This is a genomic window from Marinobacter alexandrii, assembly GCF_005871205.1.
Lineage (GTDB): Bacteria > Pseudomonadota > Gammaproteobacteria > Pseudomonadales > Oleiphilaceae > Marinobacter > Marinobacter alexandrii.
On sequence record NZ_SWKM01000014.1, the window covers coordinates 123,120 to 140,215 of the forward strand.

17 protein-coding genes and 1 tRNA gene are annotated in these 17,096 nt (G+C 56.9%); 16 read left to right on the forward strand and 2 right to left on the reverse strand.

The features are described 5' to 3' along the window. Positions 1-39 precede the first annotated feature (39 nt). Together FCS96_RS14515 and FCS96_RS14520 are read right to left on the reverse strand one after the other, a co-directional pair. Entirely contained in the window at positions 40-1,470 is a 1,431-nt protein-coding gene (locus tag FCS96_RS14515; protein ID WP_138441105.1) for an adenylate/guanylate cyclase domain-containing protein, read from the reverse strand. Position 1,471: 1 nt separating this feature from the next. Then, a complete protein-coding gene (locus tag FCS96_RS14520) occupies positions 1,472-1,783 on the reverse strand; it encodes a DUF962 domain-containing protein (RefSeq protein WP_138441106.1) in 312 nt (103 codons plus the stop codon). 143 nt (positions 1,784-1,926) lie between these two features. Here FCS96_RS14520 and FCS96_RS14525 point away from each other — a divergent pair, with 143 nt between their 5' ends. The 16 genes from FCS96_RS14525 to yajC all read left to right on the forward strand — a co-directional run bounded on the left by FCS96_RS14525 (position 1,927) and on the right by yajC (position 17,019). Beyond that, the gene (locus FCS96_RS14525; RefSeq protein ID WP_138441107.1) at positions 1,927-2,481 is read left to right on the forward strand and encodes a nitroreductase family protein; all 555 of its coding nucleotides are present in this window, start codon (positions 1,927-1,929) and stop codon (positions 2,479-2,481) included. Positions 2,482-2,720: 239 nt separating this feature from the next. Continuing rightward, a complete protein-coding gene (flgB, locus tag FCS96_RS14530; protein WP_138441108.1) occupies positions 2,721-3,119 on the forward strand; it encodes a flagellar basal body rod protein FlgB in 399 nt (132 codons plus the stop codon). Between the two features lie 34 nt (positions 3,120-3,153). Further along, positions 3,154-3,603, forward strand: coding sequence for a flagellar basal body rod protein FlgC (flgC, locus tag FCS96_RS14535; protein ID WP_138441109.1), 450 nt, complete (start codon positions 3,154-3,156; stop codon positions 3,601-3,603). Between the two features lie 18 nt (positions 3,604-3,621). Beyond that, on the forward strand, positions 3,622-4,299 hold the full coding sequence (locus FCS96_RS14540) for a flagellar hook assembly protein FlgD (protein ID WP_138441110.1): 678 nt from the start codon (positions 3,622-3,624) through the stop codon (positions 4,297-4,299). A 27-nt stretch (positions 4,300-4,326) separates the two neighbouring features. Next, complete coding sequence (locus FCS96_RS14545) at positions 4,327-6,228, forward strand: flagellar hook protein FlgE (RefSeq protein ID WP_138441111.1); 1,902 nt, start codon at positions 4,327-4,329, stop codon at positions 6,226-6,228. Between the two features lie 74 nt (positions 6,229-6,302). Further along, a complete protein-coding gene (locus FCS96_RS14550) occupies positions 6,303-7,055 on the forward strand; it encodes a flagellar basal body rod protein FlgF (RefSeq protein WP_138441112.1) in 753 nt (250 codons plus the stop codon). 81 nt (positions 7,056-7,136) lie between these two features. After that, on the forward strand, positions 7,137-7,925 hold the full coding sequence (gene flgG, locus FCS96_RS14555; protein ID WP_138441113.1) for a flagellar basal-body rod protein FlgG: 789 nt from the start codon (positions 7,137-7,139) through the stop codon (positions 7,923-7,925). A 3-nt stretch (positions 7,926-7,928) separates the two neighbouring features. Next, a complete protein-coding gene (flgH, locus tag FCS96_RS14560; RefSeq protein ID WP_138441114.1) occupies positions 7,929-8,630 on the forward strand; it encodes a flagellar basal body L-ring protein FlgH in 702 nt (233 codons plus the stop codon). Continuing rightward, complete coding sequence (locus FCS96_RS14565) at positions 8,627-9,724, forward strand: flagellar basal body P-ring protein FlgI (protein WP_138441115.1); 1,098 nt, start codon at positions 8,627-8,629, stop codon at positions 9,722-9,724. The genes flgH and FCS96_RS14565 overlap by 4 nt, the downstream gene beginning before the upstream one ends. Positions 9,725-9,732: 8 nt before the next feature. Beyond that, a complete protein-coding gene (gene flgJ, locus FCS96_RS14570; RefSeq protein ID WP_138441116.1) occupies positions 9,733-10,740 on the forward strand; it encodes a flagellar assembly peptidoglycan hydrolase FlgJ in 1,008 nt (335 codons plus the stop codon). A 5-nt stretch (positions 10,741-10,745) separates the two neighbouring features. Further along, complete coding sequence (gene flgK / locus FCS96_RS14575) at positions 10,746-12,794, forward strand: flagellar hook-associated protein FlgK (RefSeq protein WP_138441117.1); 2,049 nt, start codon at positions 10,746-10,748, stop codon at positions 12,792-12,794. A 43-nt stretch (positions 12,795-12,837) separates the two neighbouring features. Next, positions 12,838-14,064, forward strand: a complete 1,227-nt coding sequence (gene flgL / locus FCS96_RS14580) for a flagellar hook-associated protein FlgL (RefSeq protein ID WP_138441118.1) — start codon at positions 12,838-12,840, stop codon at positions 14,062-14,064. An 84-nt stretch (positions 14,065-14,148) separates the two neighbouring features. Beyond that, positions 14,149-14,235 (forward strand) — tRNA-Leu (locus FCS96_RS14585). A 138-nt stretch (positions 14,236-14,373) separates the two neighbouring features. After that, the gene (queA, locus tag FCS96_RS14590) at positions 14,374-15,477 is read left to right on the forward strand and encodes a tRNA preQ1(34) S-adenosylmethionine ribosyltransferase-isomerase QueA (RefSeq protein WP_138441119.1); all 1,104 of its coding nucleotides are present in this window, start codon (positions 14,374-14,376) and stop codon (positions 15,475-15,477) included. A 14-nt stretch (positions 15,478-15,491) separates the two neighbouring features. Continuing rightward, on the forward strand, positions 15,492-16,613 hold the full coding sequence (gene tgt / locus FCS96_RS14595; RefSeq protein ID WP_138441120.1) for a tRNA guanosine(34) transglycosylase Tgt: 1,122 nt from the start codon (positions 15,492-15,494) through the stop codon (positions 16,611-16,613). 43 nt (positions 16,614-16,656) lie between these two features. Further along, the gene (yajC, locus tag FCS96_RS14600; RefSeq protein ID WP_138441121.1) at positions 16,657-17,019 is read left to right on the forward strand and encodes a preprotein translocase subunit YajC; all 363 of its coding nucleotides are present in this window, start codon (positions 16,657-16,659) and stop codon (positions 17,017-17,019) included. The last annotated feature ends 77 nt before the right edge of the window (positions 17,020-17,096 follow it).

Here is a 17,096-nt window from a genome sequence, read left to right on the forward strand (position 1 = left end):
AGAAAGAAGAGAGCGGAAGAGGGTGCGATTGGGAAGGTTTCAGGGCGCGTCTTCTTCCTGACGCAGGCGTTCGGCGGCATCCTCGAGAGCCGCCAGGATGGCCTCCCGTTCTCTCTCGGTCACCTTGTCGGAATCGAGGTACATGGCAAAGCCACTGTGCTCGTGTTCGAGAAAGCTGCGGTGGGGGCCCATGTCCCGCCGGAAATCGACAACTTCGTAGATGGGCACGGGTTTGCCAAAGCCCTTTACCGTAATTTCTCCTTTATCCCGGCACATGATCCTGTCTTTGATGAGCGAGAAGGTCTCGTAGGAAATCAGGATTTCACCGGGGTCGGCCAGGGACTCCAGCCGGCTGGCGAGATTCACTTCCTTACCAATGATGGTGTAGTCCATCCGGTTTTCAGCTCCAAAGTTACCCACGGTGGTATAACCGGTGCTGATTCCCATCCGGATTTGCAACGGCGTCTTGATACCCTGGCTGCGCCATTTTTGACGCATGATCTTCATGTGCTTGCGCATCTCGACCGCCATGGAAACGCAGGCAAAGGCATCTTCTCGCTGTCCGCGGCTGGTGGGGTCGCCAAAGAAAACCATGATGGAATCGCCAACGAACTTGTCGATGGTGCCGCCGTACTTCAGTGCCACTTCTGACATTTCGTTGAAGTAGTGGTTCAGGAGTTCAGTCAGCGCCTCCGGTTCCATTTCCTCCGACAACTCCGTAAAGCCCTTGATGTCGGAAAAGAACACGGCCAGTTTCTTGCGCTGGGTCTCAAGTCGAACGTCGCGCTCACCCGTGAAAATCGACTGCCAGACCTGGGGGGACAGATACTTGGACAGTTTGTGGGAGAGTGTGATGGATTGTTCGCGCTGATTCTGGATTTGAGTCTTGGCCAGCATCAGCGCCTGTGCCTGCTGGTGCGAATAGTAGGCAGTGAGGCAGATATAAAGGCCAGTGGCGCAGATCGCCAGGATGCTGGTCAGTAGCGGTGACTCTAGCGACTCAGAAGGCCCAACGATGGCGACAGATGCCGCGATGGTGGCGGCCATGAAGATGCTGCCGAGAAACCATTGCCGGATGCCGCCTACAATCAGGCAACTGAACATCAGCATCAGCACTACCGACACTGATGGAATGGCCACCAGTCCGATACAACCGATAAAGGCACCGCCAACCATGCAATCAAAGATCAGCATTTTATGCCGTATACGGGGGGAGTGCTGGAGGAAGGTGCGGCGGGTCAGTGCATGAGCCGCGTGCGGCCAGGTCAGGGCGCCAGCCACCAGCCACAGCAACCATTGCTCGAAGGCGCCCTGGAGCACTCCGGTGACTATAATGATAGCGGTCGCGGTATAGGCAAGAATCCGGCCGTTGTAGTCCGGCATAGGGGGAATCACCACCGGGTGATTGTGGTGATCCAAGGCCAATGCGCTGTTGCTGGCGCTGCGCAGCTCCGGCGGTGCGTTGACCATGCTAGAAGCGAATCCGGCCAATGAGCATATCCCTGAACATGACCCAATCGCCCATCAGGCTGTATAGCGGATGCTTGAACGTGGCGGGCCGGTTTTTTTCAAATTTGAAATGGCCAACCCAGGCAAAGCCGTAGCCAATGACCGGCACCAGAAGCAGCCATGCCAGCTTCCCTGACAGCAGTGCCCAGGCTGTGACGATCAGAACCAGCAGGCTGCCCACGAAGTGCAGTCGCCGACACATGATGTCGCTGTGCTCTTCGAGATAGTAAGGATAGAATTCGGAAAAGTTGCTAAACGATTGTTGCTCACTCATGGTGCTGCTACTAAGTTGTTTTTTAATTTTTAGGTAGGCCAGACTACGACTAAAGGTTAACAGTATTAGGTGTAACCCACAATTCACCTGAGCGTCGAACTCTGGCCAAGATTTCGGTTTCCATTATCCGACAGTGAGACGATATGACCGCAGTTAGCGAATTTCTGCTCAACCGGGCGTCTGAGCCCAGGCTGGAGGCGCCGGCACCCGATTCTGCAACTCTGGAGCGCGCCTTCGCCTGTGCCGCCCGAGCGCCTGACCATGCACTCCTGCGTCCGTGGCGCTACCTGGTCATTGAAGGTGAAGGTTTAAAGGCCCTGGGCGACCTTTTTGCCTCGACCTGCGCCAATAACAGTGACGAACAGGCAATTGAAAAGCTGCGTAAGGCACCGCTAAGAGCACCGATGGTCATCGTGGGAATTGCTTCCCCGAAACCCCATCCCAAGGTGCCGGAAATTGAACAGATCATGTCCGCAGCAGCCGGCATGAGTTTTCTGGAGCTGGCCCTGCAGGAAGCAGGCTTCGGTGTGATGTGGCGCACCGGGAGTCCGGCCTATCACACCCAGGTACACCAGGGCCTGGGGCTAAGTGAGAAGGAGTCGATCGTAGGCTTTCTGTACACGGGGACCGTGTCATCGGCAAAACCCCCGGTGCCGAGGCCGGAAACTCACGATTTCGTTCAGCACTGGAACGGCTGAATTGGGCAGCTGATACCTGCCCAATCCCTCGGCCCGCCGGTCGGGGGAAACAGTTTGCCGCTTTCCGGGTGTTGCCTCCCGCCTCAGCCTATATTTTTAACGTGCTCCCTGCCTCAGCCCCCTGTTTCACCGCTCCCTGGCTAGCTTTCACAATTCTGGCATCTGCTTTGCTTTAACCCTGTCAAAGAGCACAACCGGCAATTCCGGCCGGCAGACGAGTGCAGATTTTGGGAGGCAGTATGGCAATTTCATTTGATAACGCACTGGGAGTTCACGCTCAGGCGCTGGAAGCCCGGGTAAAGCGGGCTGAAGTGTTGGCGAACAACCTTGCCAATGCCGACACCCCTGGTTTCAAGGCGCGGGACGTCGATTTCCAGGCGATGATGCAGAAGGCACAGCAGAGCGTTTCCGGATTTGAAATGGCCAGGACGGACGATGGCCACATGGACACGTCCGCAGATTCTGCCGGCGGCGATTTGCTTTACCGCACCCCGCACCAGCCATCACTGGACGGCAACACCGTCGACGCCCAGCAGGAGCAGACCCGGTTCATGCGCAACGCCATGGACTACCAGGCCAGTTTCCAGTTTCTGAGCAGCAAATTTTCCGGGCTGACCAAAGCCATCAAGGGCGAATAAGCCGCAGCGACGCGATTAGCGAAGGAGAGACATCATGTCATTAGGCAGCATTTTTGACATCGCCGGGTCCGGCATGACCGCGCAGTCACTGCGGCTGAATACCACCGCTTCCAACATTGCCAACGCTGAAACGGCCAGTTCCAGCACCGATACCACCTACCGGGCACGCAAGCCGGTTTTTGCCGCCATCCAACAGTCCATGCTCAATCCGGATCAGCACAGCCTTGGGATGCATGGGCAGCAGGGCCCCGGTGCCGGTGTTCGTGTTGAGGGTGTGGTTGAGAGCCAGGCCGATCTGCAGATGCGCTATGAGCCGCAGCACCCTGCAGCCAATGAGGAGGGCTATGTGTTCTACCCGAACGTCAACGTGGTGGAAGAGATGGCCGACATGATGTCCTCGTCACGCAGCTACCAAATGAACGTGGATATCATGAACACCGCCAAATCCATGATGCAGCGCATTCTGACGCTGGGTCAGCAGTAATCTGGTGAGGAGCACGCAATGAGCGCGATTAACGCAACAGACGCTTCAGATGTTCTGAGCCAATACCAGCTCAAGCAACAGAGCGGCGCCGAAGGTAACAGTGAGCTCGGCAGAAACGAGTTCATGGAACTGATGCTGGCCCAGTTGAAAAACCAGAACCCGCTGGAGCCCCAGGACAACGGCGAGTTTATCTCCCAGTTGGCTCAGTTCAGTTCATTGGAAGAAATGCAGAAGCTGTCCAGCAATGTCGATGACGTGGTTGGTCAGTTCCGCTCAACCCAGGCACTACAGGCCTCGGCCATGGTTGGCAAGAGCGTGCTGGCACCGTCTCAGATTGGGGTGCTGGGCGCCGAGGGCGTGGTCGATGGAACCATTGAGGTTCCGGCATCCACCGGTGGCCTGCGGCTTTCGGTTCAGAACCAGCAGGGCGAACTGGTGCGTCAGATTGACCTGGGCAGTAGTCCTGCGGGCGTGCAGTCCTTCAGTTGGGACGGCCAGGACGGCAACGGCAATCAATTGCCGCCGGGGCCCTACCGGATTGTTGCTGAAGCATCCTACCCGGAAGGCCAACAGCAACTGGCGACCATGGTTAGCGCTAACGTCGATAGCGTCTCTCTGGGCCAGGGCGGCTCAGTGACATTGAATCTTGCCGGTATGGGTTCGATCGCCCTGTCCGACGTCAAACAAATCAACTAATACCGGTGTCAGACCAAGGGGTGAATCATGGCGTTTAATACAGGGCTCAGTGGCCTCCGGGCAGCATCGGTGGATCTGGATGTCACCGGTAACAATATTGCCAACGCGAGTACCGTCGGTTTCAAGGGCAGCAAGGCGCAGTTTGGCGACCTTTATGCCGGCGGCTTTCTGGGCGCTGGCAACGGCACCGTGGGCGATGGCGTACGGGTCCAGGATGTTAAGCAGTCTTTCAGTCAGGGCAATGTCAGCTTCACTGATAGTGGTCTGGACATGGCGATCAGCGGCGAGGGCTTCTTCATCCTGAATAACAGTGGCGAGACTCGCTATTCACGGGCAGGGCAGTTCGGTATCGATAAGGAAGGCTTTGTCACCAACAACCAGAATATGCGCGTTCAGGGCTTCACCGCCGATGGCGATGGCAACCTGTCCGGCATCCGTGGGGATTTGCAGGTTTCAACGGACAACCTCGCGCCACGCCGCACCACCAGCCTGTCATCAGACTTGAACCTGGACTCCCGTGAACCGGTACTTGAAACCCGGGTGCGGGATATAGGGCCCCTGGCGTTTACCGACGTCTCGGGTGAAACCTTCAATGTTCAGTACACCGACGGTACGCCTGACTATTCAGTTGATCTGACGGCGGCAACCACCGCGCGAGAAGCCGCTGCTACTCTGAATAATGCTCCGGGTTTGAGCGCGTCGGCTACCACCACGGCAACAACGGCTTTGGATGACGGCTACATCACCTCGGCCGGTGCCAGCAACTTTGCCTTCAGTCTCAGTGTCAACGGCGCTCCGCTGGCGCTGGATACCAGCAACATAACATCGCTGCAGGATCTGGTGGATTCCATCAACAACTCCAGTGAAACCTCTATTTCTGCCTCGGCGGTAGATGACGGTTCGGGCACCAACGTACTGCGGATCATTCATAACCAAGGTGACACGCTGACCTACCGATATGACGACGACGGCGAACTGAGTACCAGTTCCGATGCCGATGTCACCGTTCAGGGCGACATCAACGCGACTGCTGATCGGGTGGTAGCCGGCATTGTTGATCCCGCTGATGGTGATTTCGAGACTGCCTTTAATACCTCGCCGATCCGGATTACCAACGAGTTCAATCCCCAGGATCAGCGCACGTACAACCATGCAACTTCGACCACCATCTATGACAGCTTGGGCAACTCCCACGAATTGACCCAGTTCTATGTAAAAGAGCCGTCACCGGGCGCCGGCATCGGTACCAGTGAGTGGTCGGTTTACGTTGAAATCGACGGTGAATTGGTTGCTGGAACCGATACCACGCCGTTCACTGCGCGGTTCGACCAGAATGGTAACCTGCAATCCATCAACGGTGATCCCGCCGGCGAGTTTGTGGTGGACGACTGGGTTCCGAAAGACAGCAACGGTCAGCCTAATGGCGCCGATGGCCCTCCCGCCGCTGGCACTGCGGTTGTGACACCCATTCCCGAGCCCCCAGCGTCGTCCGCGTTTGTGGTTAATCTTTCGGGTACCACCCAATACGGCGCTGCGTTTGGGGTCAATGACCAGCAGCAGAATGGCTATACCACAGGTCGATTGTCTGGGCTGGATGTTTCGGGTACTGGTGTTATCTTTGCCCGGTACACCAATGGCCAGTCACAGTCGTTGGGGCAGGTGGCTCTGGCGTCTTTCAACAACACCAACGGCCTATCGCCGGTAGGGGATACATCCTGGGTTGAGACCTTCGATTCCGGGCAGCCGATTTTTGGCGCACCCGACACCGGCACCCTAGGTTCCATTCAGGCTAGTTCCGTCGAAGAATCCAACGTTGATCTTTCCGCTGAGCTGGTAAACCTGATCATTGCCCAGCGCAACTACCAGGCCAACGCCAAGACCATCGAGACCTCCGATGCGGTCACCCAGACCATCATCAACCTCCGCTAAATACCCCTTGAGTAGATTGGCACGACTCCTGCAGGAATACTGACAACAGTCAAAATTCCGGCAGGAGTTTGCCCATGGACAAAGCCCTCTATCTCGGCATGTCTGGCGCCAAGCAAAATATGCTGGGCCAGCGTGCCCATGCCAATAATCTGGCCAACGTCAGTACCACCGGCTTCAAGAAGGACTTCGCGCAAGCCCGCAGTATGCCAGTGTACGGCGAAGCCTACCCGACCCGTGCCTACGCCATGACCGAACGGCCAGGCACCGACATGTCGGCCGGCGCGCTCATGGAAACTGGTCGGAAACTCGACGTTGCCCTGGAAGGCGAAGGCTGGCTGGCGATCCAGAACAACGTCGGCGAAGAAGTCTTCACCCGAACGGGTAGCCTGCAGGTTGATGTAAACGGCCTGATGCGGTTGGCCGATGGCGAGCTGGTGCTCGGCAACGGCGGCCCGGTCGCGCTTCCTCCCTTTGAAAACGTTCAGATTGGTGCTGATGGCACGGTTTCGATTGTGCCGGTTGGCGGCGCTCCGGATGAGCTGGTTGAAGTGGATCGGCTCAAACTGGTGAATCCGCCGCTGGACGTACTGGAGAAAGGGCCGGATGGTTTTATGCGGCGCCAGCCGGACCAGGCTATCGACGGCGTTGAGCCGCCGGATGCCAACCTGCGAGTGGCCACCGGGTTCCTGGAAAGCTCCAACGTTAATGCCGTTGAGGAAATGATTTCCAACCTTCAGCTGTCACGTCAGTACGAGATGCAGGTGAAGGTGATGACCACGGCCAATGAAAATTCCGAAGCGGCGGCACGGCTGTTGCAGAACCTCTGATAACCATTGAAGACCATGGCCTGACGGGCCGAAAGCGGCAAAACATCGCCGCCAATATTGCCCCAGGCAAGGAGAAAAACCATGCATCCAGCACTTTGGGTCAGTAAAACCGGGTTGAGCGCACAGGACACCAACATGTCCACCATTTCCAACAACCTGGCGAACGTGAACACCACCGGTTTCAAGCGTGATCGGGCGGTGTTTCAGGACCTGCTGTATCAGATCAACCGACAGCCCGGCGGATTGAGTACCCAGAATTCGGAGCTGCCATCAGGCCTTCAGCTGGGCACCGGTGTCCGGGTCGTGGGTACGGCCAAGCAGTTTTCCCAGGGTAACCTGCAGATTACCGAGCAGCCTCTGGACATGGCCGTCAATGGCCGCGGGTTCTTTCAGGTGCAGCTGCCGGACGGTCAGGTCGCTTACACCCGGGATGGCCAGTTTCAGCTCAATGCCAACGGCGATGTGGTGAACCCGGACGGCTACGCCCTGGAGCCTGCTATTACCATTCCGGAAAACGCGACGACTGTGACCATTGGCAAGGATGGGACCGTGACGGCGGTAACCGATGATCAGGCTGCCCCGGTGAACCTGGGCCAGATCACGTTGGTGGATTTCATCAACCCACAGGGGCTACAGGCGATTGGCAACAACCTGTTCAAGGCCACCAACGCCAGCGGTGATCCAGCTCAGGGGGAAGCCGGTTTGGCCGGACTGGGCACCATTGAGCAGGGCACTGTGGAAGCATCCAACGTTGAGGTAGTTGAGGAATTGGTCAATATGATCACAACTCAGCGTGCCTATGAAATGAACTCCAAGGTCGTCTCCACAACCGACCAGATGCTTCAGTTCATCACCAACAATATTGGTTAAGTTATGACACACGTCCTCCGAACCAACCTGCTTGAACGAGTGCCTACTTTGGCGCTGGTCGGTGCTTTGATCGTGCTCCAGGGGTGCACCGCGATGAGCCGTCCCAGGGCGGTTCCGGACGACCCCCAGTACGCCCCGGTGCGTGCGCAGGCTATGATGCAGAAAGACCCGAACTCCGGGGCGATCTTTCAGAGTTCCCGCAACTACAACTTCTATGGCGACACTACTGCGCTGAACGTGGGTGACGTGCTGACCATCACGCTGGAAGAGTCCACGCGGGCGAGTAAGAACGCGGAAACCAGCATTACCAAAGACAACGAAATCAGCCTGCCTGAGCCGACCGTTCTCGGTAAGAACAACATCGGCCTGAATACCGCGCTTAACCATGAGCGGGATTTTGAAGGTTCGGCCGAGGCGGACCAGAGCAATAGTCTGGCCGGCAACATCACTGTCACGGTGACCGAAGTGCTACCCAACGGCGTGCTCCGTATCCGAGGCGAGAAGTGGTTGTCACTGACCAACGGAGACGAGTATATCCGCCTCACGGGGCTGGTTCGGCCCCAGGACATTCAGCCTGACAATACGGTTGCTTCCAACCGGATTGCCGACGCCCGTATTGCCTATGGTGGCACCGGTGATTTTGACCAGGCCAACCAGATGGGGTGGGTTGCGCGCTTCTTCAACAGTGAGTGGTGGCCGTTATGAGCCTGAAAAGACTTCTGTCCGTGGCGTTGATGCTGACGGTTTGCGCCGCGCCGGTGCTGGCTGATCGCCTGAAGGATCTGGCGCGAATCAAGGGTGTACGGAACAACCAGTTGGTGGGTTATGGTCTGGTCGTTGGTCTTGATGGTACCGGTGACAAGGCTCCGTTCACCAACCAGACCTTCCGAAACATGATGAACCAATTCGGTGTCACTCTTCCGGAGGGCGTGAACCCGAACCTGGCAAACGTGGCAGCGGTGACCGTCAGTGCGACTTTGCCGCCCTTTGCCAAGACCGGTCAGGAACTGGACATTACGGTGTCATCCATCGGCAATGCCGACAGTCTTCGTGGCGGCACGCTGCTGATGACACCGCTGAAGGGCGCCGATAACAACATCTACGCCATGGCCCAGGGCAGCCTGGTGGTCGGCGGATTTGGTGCCCAGGGCCAGGACGGCTCCCGCATCACTGTCAACGTTCCCAGTGTGGGCCGGATTCCTAATGGCGCGACCATCGAGCGTGAAGTGGTATCGCCATTTACCAAGGGCGATACTATTACATTCCATCTTCTGCGTCCTGACTTCACTACGGCTCGCCGTGTGGTAGAGGCCGTGAATGGTCATCTTGGCCCAGACATGGCCTATGCCCACGATGCCACTTCCATTTCGGTGCGGGCGCCCAGGGATCCCTCCCAACGGGTCAGTTTTCTGTCGATCCTTGAAAACATTAATGTCGATCCGGCCCAGGATGCCGCCAAGGTGGTGATCAACAGCCGCACCGGCACCATTGTGGTTGGACAGAATGTTCAGGTCAGCCCTGCGGCGGTGACCCACGGCAATCTGACCGTCACCATTCAGGAGAATCCGAACGTGGTTCAGCCCAACCCGCTGGCACAGGGCGAAACGGCTCTGGAGCAGGATTCCCAAATTGCCATTACCGAAGAGCCCGCCCGGATGTTCAAGTTTGGGCCGGCGGTCACCCTGAACGACATTGTTCAGGCTGTGAACCAGGTGGGTGCGGCGCCCGGGGATGTCATGGCGGTGCTTGAAGCCCTCAAACAGGCCGGTGCTCTGCGCGCCGAGCTGATTGTGATCTAGGTGTCGTGATGCAGGACTATCAGGTTCAACAGGCTCAGGTTTACACCGATTTCAACGGGCTGAACGCGCTGAAATCCCAGGCTCGTACTGACAAGCAGGCGGCCCTGGAAGAGGTGGCGCGTCAGTTTGAGAGCCTGTTCCTGTCGGAAATGCTGAAATCCATGCGCAAGGCCGGCGATGTGTTCGCTGAAGGCAACTACCTGAACAGTAGTCAGTCTGAATTCTACCGCGACATGTTCGACAGCCAGTTAAGCCTGACCATGGCCAAAGGGCAGGGCTCGGGGCTTGCAGAAGCCCTGGTTCGTCAGCTTGGTGAGCAGACTCCCGGGCTGGCTAGCGATGGCGGCAAGCTGGCGGCCCACAAGGCCGACCTGGCGGATTACGAGCGCAGCCTGCCGGCTTTGTCGACGAAATTGCCGGAACAGTTGGACCAGGTCACTGAAGTGGCACAGCGGGCAGAATCGATGGCACCTTCGATGACACCTTCGATGACATCCCAGGCATCCAAAGCACTGCCTGAACAGTTCGATTCGCCGGAGCACTTTGTTCAAGAACTGTTACCGGTGGCGGAACGGATTGCGGGTGATTCCGGAATCGATCCGAAACTGATGGTGGCCCAGGCGGCCCTGGAAACCGGCTGGGGTCGGCACATGATCAAGGGGGATGGTAATCAGCCAAGTTTCAATCTGTTCGGTATCAAGGCCGACAGTCGGTGGCAGGGCGAAGCGGTAACCATCACCACCACGGAATACCGGGAAGGTTTGCCTCTGAAAGAGCAGGCGAAGTTCCGGGCCTATCCTGATTACGAATCCAGCTTCCGCGATTACGTGTCGTTCCTGGAGTCGAATCCACGTTATCGCGAGGTGCTGTCCGTGGCCGATCAGCCGGAGATCTTTGCCGACAAGCTCCAGGAAGCGGGCTACGCGACCGACCCCAATTACGGTGAAAAGATCCGCAGGATCATGGGCCGTGATTCACTGATGACACTGTCCATGGACAGTGAGACTAAGGAGTAACGGTTATGGCAGGACTGCTGGGTATTGGCCTTACCGGGATTCTGAGTCATCAGTCGGCTCTGAATACCACGGGCAACAACATCACCAATGCGAACACGCCGGGCTACAGCCGTCAGGAAGTGCAGTTCGAGACCCAGACCGGCCAGCGCACCGGCGCCGGGTCGATTGGTAGCGGCGTCAGCATTTCCAATATTCGCCGGCTGGCCGACGAGTACCTGGTTCAGCAGGTTCGCGAGGACAGCACGCTTTCCGGTGAGCAGGAGGCACTCAATTCCGAATTGACCCGGCTGGACAATCTTCTGGGTGGCGAATCCACGGGTTTGAGTAACGCGCTGAACAATTTCTTCGCTTCCTTACAGAATGCCGCCGAAGATCCAACCTCTTTGCCACAGCGTCAGCTGGTATTGAGTGAAGCGCAGCAGGTTGTGAATCGATTCCAAGCGATTAACCAGGAATTCGTGCAGCAGCGGGAGTCGGTTAAGACACAGATGCAACAGGGCGTGAAGGACGCCAACACGCTGCTCAAGAGTATCGCCCAACTAAATCTGGCAATTTCAGAGTCACCGGGCCTCGCCCAGGGGCAAATACCAAATGAACTGATGGATAAGCGTGACGAAAAGCTTCGGCAGCTATCGGAACTCGTTGGTATTAAGGTGTCCGAAAGCGAAGGCAGTCAGGTCAATGTCTCCTTGAGCAACGGTTTGTCCCTTGTCGTGGGCAGCAATGCCGCTCAGTTCGGCACTCAGGAGAGTGAAGAGGATCCCACGCGCTTGTCGTTCACCCTGTCCAATGGCGGGCGGACGGTTAACGTTGATCAGCAAATCAATGGCGGCACACTCGGCGGTCTTCGTCGTTTCGACAATGAAGCTCTGAAGCCGGCTTTTGATGAATTGGGCCGGATTGCCATCGCACTCTCGGACACCATGAACCACCAGCATGAAATCGGTATGGACCTGGAAGGTGATCTCGGCGGGCTGTTCTTTACAGATATCAACTCGCAAGAGGCTCAACGCAGTCGCGTCGTTGCCAATGGGTCAAACCAGCAGCCACAGACTGGCCAGCTGGCGGTTGAAATCACTGACAGTTCGGCTCTGGCAGCTGGCAGTTATTCGCTTCAGTTCAGTGGTGACGGGCGCAGTTTCGAGCTGATCGACAAGGCTACCGGCGAAACGGTTAATCAAGGCCGGTTGCCTGATCCGGTTCAGTCCGAGATTTCCATGCCGGGCTTCAATATTCGCATTGAAGGTGGCGCCTTCAATGCTGGTGACAAGTACTTGATCCAGCCCAGCAGAAACGCCGCTGAAAGTATTGGTCTTGTGGTAAACCGCGAAGAGGATCTGGCTTTTGCCAGTCCGATTCGGGCATCGGCGGGTGACCAGAATATCGGCACAGGTGAAATTGACCAGGGCGTGATGCTCAATGTCAGAAACCCGTTCACCAATTCCCTGTTGCCGGAATTTTCCCAGCAGGGGCAGTTGTCACCGCCACTGGAAGTACGGTTCCGTGACGATGCCGGGACACTGGTTTATGACCTCTACGATGCGTCCAGCGGTGCCCTGGTGCAGTCAGGCGATGCCAGTGCTGTGCCACCGGTCAATACCTTTACGCCGGGGGTGTCGAACAAGCTGTTTCCAGAAGAACCCTCTGATCCGAACTATCGCGGTTTTCAGTTCCAGGTGAAGGGTAATCCCGCGCCGGGCGACAGTTTTGTCATCGAGTACAACAGCAATGGTGTCTCCGATAACCGCAACGTCGAGCGCCTGGCTGCACTCGGTACGGCTAACAGTCTGAATAACGGCAGTCAGAGCTTCGCCGAAGGGTATGCCGGGCTGGTCGAGGATATCGGCGTGAAAACCCGTCAAAGCCAGCTTGATCTGGATGCCGGTCAGACTCTTCTCGAGCAATCGACCGCCCAGCGCGAGTCCGTGTCAGGGGTAAATCTCGATGAAGAGGCCGGCAAACTGATCCAGTACCAGGCGGCCTATAACGCCTCGGCACAGGTGATGTCAGTTGCCCAGGATTTGTTCAATACGCTGTTACAGAGTTTCCGGTAATGGAACGGGTAACGGTTGGAATGGCAGCGTGAGGTAATCTGCGATGATTCGAATTTCATCACAACAGGTTTTTTCGGGCGGTATTAATCGCCTACAGGAGCTGAACAGCAACCTGAACAACACCCAGCAACAGATCTCTTCCGGTAAACGCGTCAACACGCCATCGGACGATCCGGTGGCTGCGGCCCGTATCCTGAAACTCGATCAGGAGTTGTCTCGGGTTGAGACTTATCAGCGGAATGTGAATCTGGCGGACAACCGTCTGAGCCAGGAAGAAAGCGCGCTGGAAAATTCGATCGACATTCTCCAGAGGGTCCGGGAGCTGACGGTACAGGCCGGTAATGGTGCGCTGTCGGCAAACGATCGCCGCTCCATATCTTCGGAACTGACTGAGCGCTTGGGGCAGTTGGCCGATGTTGCCAACACCCGTGATGCCTCCGGAGAGTATATCTTCAGCGGTTTCCAGGGATCTCGGCAGGCCTTTGTCCAGGATGCGGCCGGAAGCTGGCAGTACCAGGGCGATGAAGGTCAGCGCGTGTTGGAGATTGATGACGGGGTAACGGTGCCGATCAGTGATCATGGCAAGGGCATTTTTGTCAGTATCCCTAAAGCGATCACCGGCGTTGAGGCGGTAACGAACAGTGCCGGCTCCTACATCTCCGGGGTAGAGCTGACTGATACCGACGCTCTGCAGAGCGCCTTCGGTGGCGCGGTTCCCAACGATATTCGGCTAACCGTTAATGGGGCCGGGGAGGTGGTGGCCGAAAACCCCAACACAACTCCGGCGACAGCGCTGGCGACCAATCCGTCACCCGCGCTGGTGGGTGAAGAGTTCGAGGTTGCCGGTATTCGTGCAACAGTGAGTGACGCCGCTGCGGGGGATGAATTTACCCTGGCCATCAATGACCGGCAGTCGGTGTTCAACACCATCGAAAACCTGATAGCCGGGCTGGATTCGCTGGGCAAGGATAGCGCCAAGAGCAGTGCCCAGTTCGATACCCTGATTGCCGATTCGCTCAGCAACCTGGACAATGCCCAGGACAGCTTGTTGGGTAAGCAGACCGAATTGGGTGGCCGGATGAATTCCGTAGAATCCACCAAGAAGTTTTTGGAAGATTCCTCGGTGTACACCAACGAAATCCGTTCGGAATTGCAGGACCTGGATTACGCCGAGGCCATCAGCAATTTGAGTTTCCAAAGCTTCGTTCTGCAGGCGGCACAGCAGTCCTTTGCACAGGTGTCGCAGCTGTCGTTGTTCGACCGGCTTTAAATATTGGCCCGGTCGGGCGTGATCTGTCCGCATGAGTTATTGATTTCATGGGCAAGCTCAGTATAATCGCCCTCTCTCTTCGCTGGCGGCGTGGTGAAATTGGTAGACACGACGGATTCAAAATCCGTTGGGGTAAAACCCGTGGCGGTTCGAGTCCGCCCGCCGCTACCACCTTTTCAGGTGTTCTGGTCCGCTCTGACACTCTCGCAAAATCATAATAATTGCTCCTGCTGTTCAGGCGAGTTCCATTCCGTGGTAAATTCCGTTCTCTTTTTCACAACCGCAGTTGCCTCTTGACAGTCCTTTCCTATGAACGTCTCTGATTTTGACTTTGAATTGCCGGACGAGCTGATCGCCCGATATCCGCTTGCTGAGCGCACGGCCTCCCGCCTTTTGTGTCTGGATGGGATGTCAGGCAAAACCGTTCATCGGCACTTTGCGGATCTTCCTGACCTGCTACAGCCCGGTGACCTGCTGGTGTTCAACGATACCCGGGTAATCCCGGCGCGCCTGTTTGGTAAGAAGGAAACCGGTGGCCAGGTGGAAATCCTGGTAGAGCGGGTGACCGGTGAGCATGAAATCATTGCGCACGTGCGTGCCTCCAAAGCGTTAAAAGAAGGCCAGAGGGTTGTTCTTGAGGACGGTACCAACCTGTGTATGTCCGGCCGGAATGAGGCGCTGTTCACCTTGGTTTGTGAGTCTGCCGAGCCTGTGCTTGAGGTGCTGGAGCGCATTGGCCATATGCCACTGCCGCCGTACGTGGATCGCCCGGACGAGAGCACGGATCGGGAGCGATACCAGACAGTTTACGCCCGAGAGGCGGGCGCCGTTGCCGCGCCCACCGCTGGCCTGCATTTCGATGAGGCCCTGCTGCAAACGATTCAGGACCTTGGGGTTGAGACGACCTTTGTTACCCTGCATGTGGGCGCTGGCACGTTCCAGCCGGTGCGCGTTGATCGTATCGAAGACCATGTGATGCACAGCGAAGTAGTGCAGGTTCCGCAGGCGGCGGTTGACGCTGTCGAGCGTGCCCGTGCGCGCGGCGGTCGTGTCATTGCTGTCGGCACCACGTCCGTTCGCTCACTGGAATCCGCGAGCAGGGGAGGCCGACTGAAAGCCTTCCGGGGTGAGACCGACATCTTTATCAGTCCGGGTTACCGATTTGAGACGGTCGATGCCTTGATCACCAATTTTCATTTGCCGGAATCCACGTTAATCATGTTGGTCAGTGCGTTCGCTGGCTACAAGAATGTTATGGATGCCTACGAAGAGGCGGTGGCGGAACGATACCGCTTCTTCAGTTACGGCGATGCCATGTTCATCACTTGCCAGGAGCCGAGTCGCGGGATGTTGCTCGGTCCAACCAGTACCACAACCGATTCAAGCTCTGATACCAGCGGGGAATCACTTTGAGCCAGTCCTGTTTTATGTCATTTGAAAAACTCGGGGAAGACGGCCGCGCCCGTCGCGGGCGGCTGAGCTTTCCCCGGGGCAATGTCGAAACCCCGGCGTTCATGCCAGTCGGTACCTACGGCACTGTCAAAGCGATGCTGCCCCGAGACATTCACGGCATCGGGGCCGAAATCATTCTCGGCAATACCTTCCACCTGATGCTGCGTCCAGGCACCGAAGTGATCAAAGCCCACGGCGATCTGCATGATTTCACTCAGTGGGAAGGTCCGATTCTTACCGACTCCGGTGGCTTTCAGGTCTTCAGCCTGGGCGAGATGCGAAAGATCACCGAAGAGGGCGTAACATTCCGCTCTCCGGTCGATGGCTCGCCGGTAAAGCTGAATCCGGAAATCGCCATTCAGGTACAGCGCGATCTCGGTTCCGACATTGTCATGATTTTCGACGAATGCACGCCGTACCCTGCCACCGAGCGCGAAGCCAAAGATTCCATGGAACTTTCGCTGCGCTGGGCAGAGCGCAGCAAAAAGGCGCACGAAGGCAATCCGGCCGCTCTGTTCGGGATCGTTCAGGGCGGCATGTACGAAGGTCTGCGGGACGTCTCACTCGAGGGTCTGACCGACATCGGCTTCGATGGTTACGCCATTGGCGGGTTGTCCGTGGGTGAGCCCAAAGAGGATATGATCCGGATTCTCGACCACTTGCCGCCCAAGATGCCGGAAGACAAGCCGCGTTACCTGATGGGGGTAGGGCGTCCGGAAGACATCGTTGAAGCGGTTCGCCGGGGTGTGGATATGTTCGACTGTGTCATGCCAACCCGGAATGCTCGTAATGGGTACCTTTTTACCTCAACCGGTATTGTGAAAATCCGGAATGCACGACACCGTCACGATACCGCTCCGCTGGATGAGCGTTGTGACTGTTACACGTGTCAGAACTTTTCGAGGAGTTACCTGTATCATCTCGATAAATGTGGAGAAATGCTAGGCTCCCAGCTCAACACAATCCACAACCTGCGGTTCTACCAGAACCTGATGGCTGGATTGCGTGGCGCCATTGAAGCAGGTACATTGTCCGACTTTGTAACCGACTTCTATGCTCTGCGCGGGGAGACAGTGCCGCCGCTGGGCGGTTCCTGATTGTTCGCCAAACACTTTTTTGTAAAACCAACGGAGATATTCAATGAAATCTATCAAGTTGCTCGTAGCCGGCCTTTTGGCAATGATGCCCGCACTGGCTCTGGCACAGGATCCCGCTGCCCAAGGTATGGGTGTGATGGGTCAGGTTATCTTTTTTGCCGGCTTTATCCTTATTTTCTACTTCCTGATCTGGCGTCCGCAGTCCAAGCGCGCTAAAGAGCACAAGGCCCTGATGTCTGGCCTGAATAAAGGTGATGAGGTTGTGACCTCTGGCGGCGTTGCTGGCAAGATCACCAAAGTCACCGACGATTTCATCGTTGTTGAAATTGCCGACAATGTTGAGGTCAAGGTGCAGAAAGTGGCTGTTGCGGCGGCACTGCCGAAGGGCACACTGAAGGACATCTGAGCCGGAGTCCGGCACCGGACGGACTGATTCTTTCTGGCTGAAACACCAAGGCCGGCCCCAGGGGCCGGCTAAAAGGG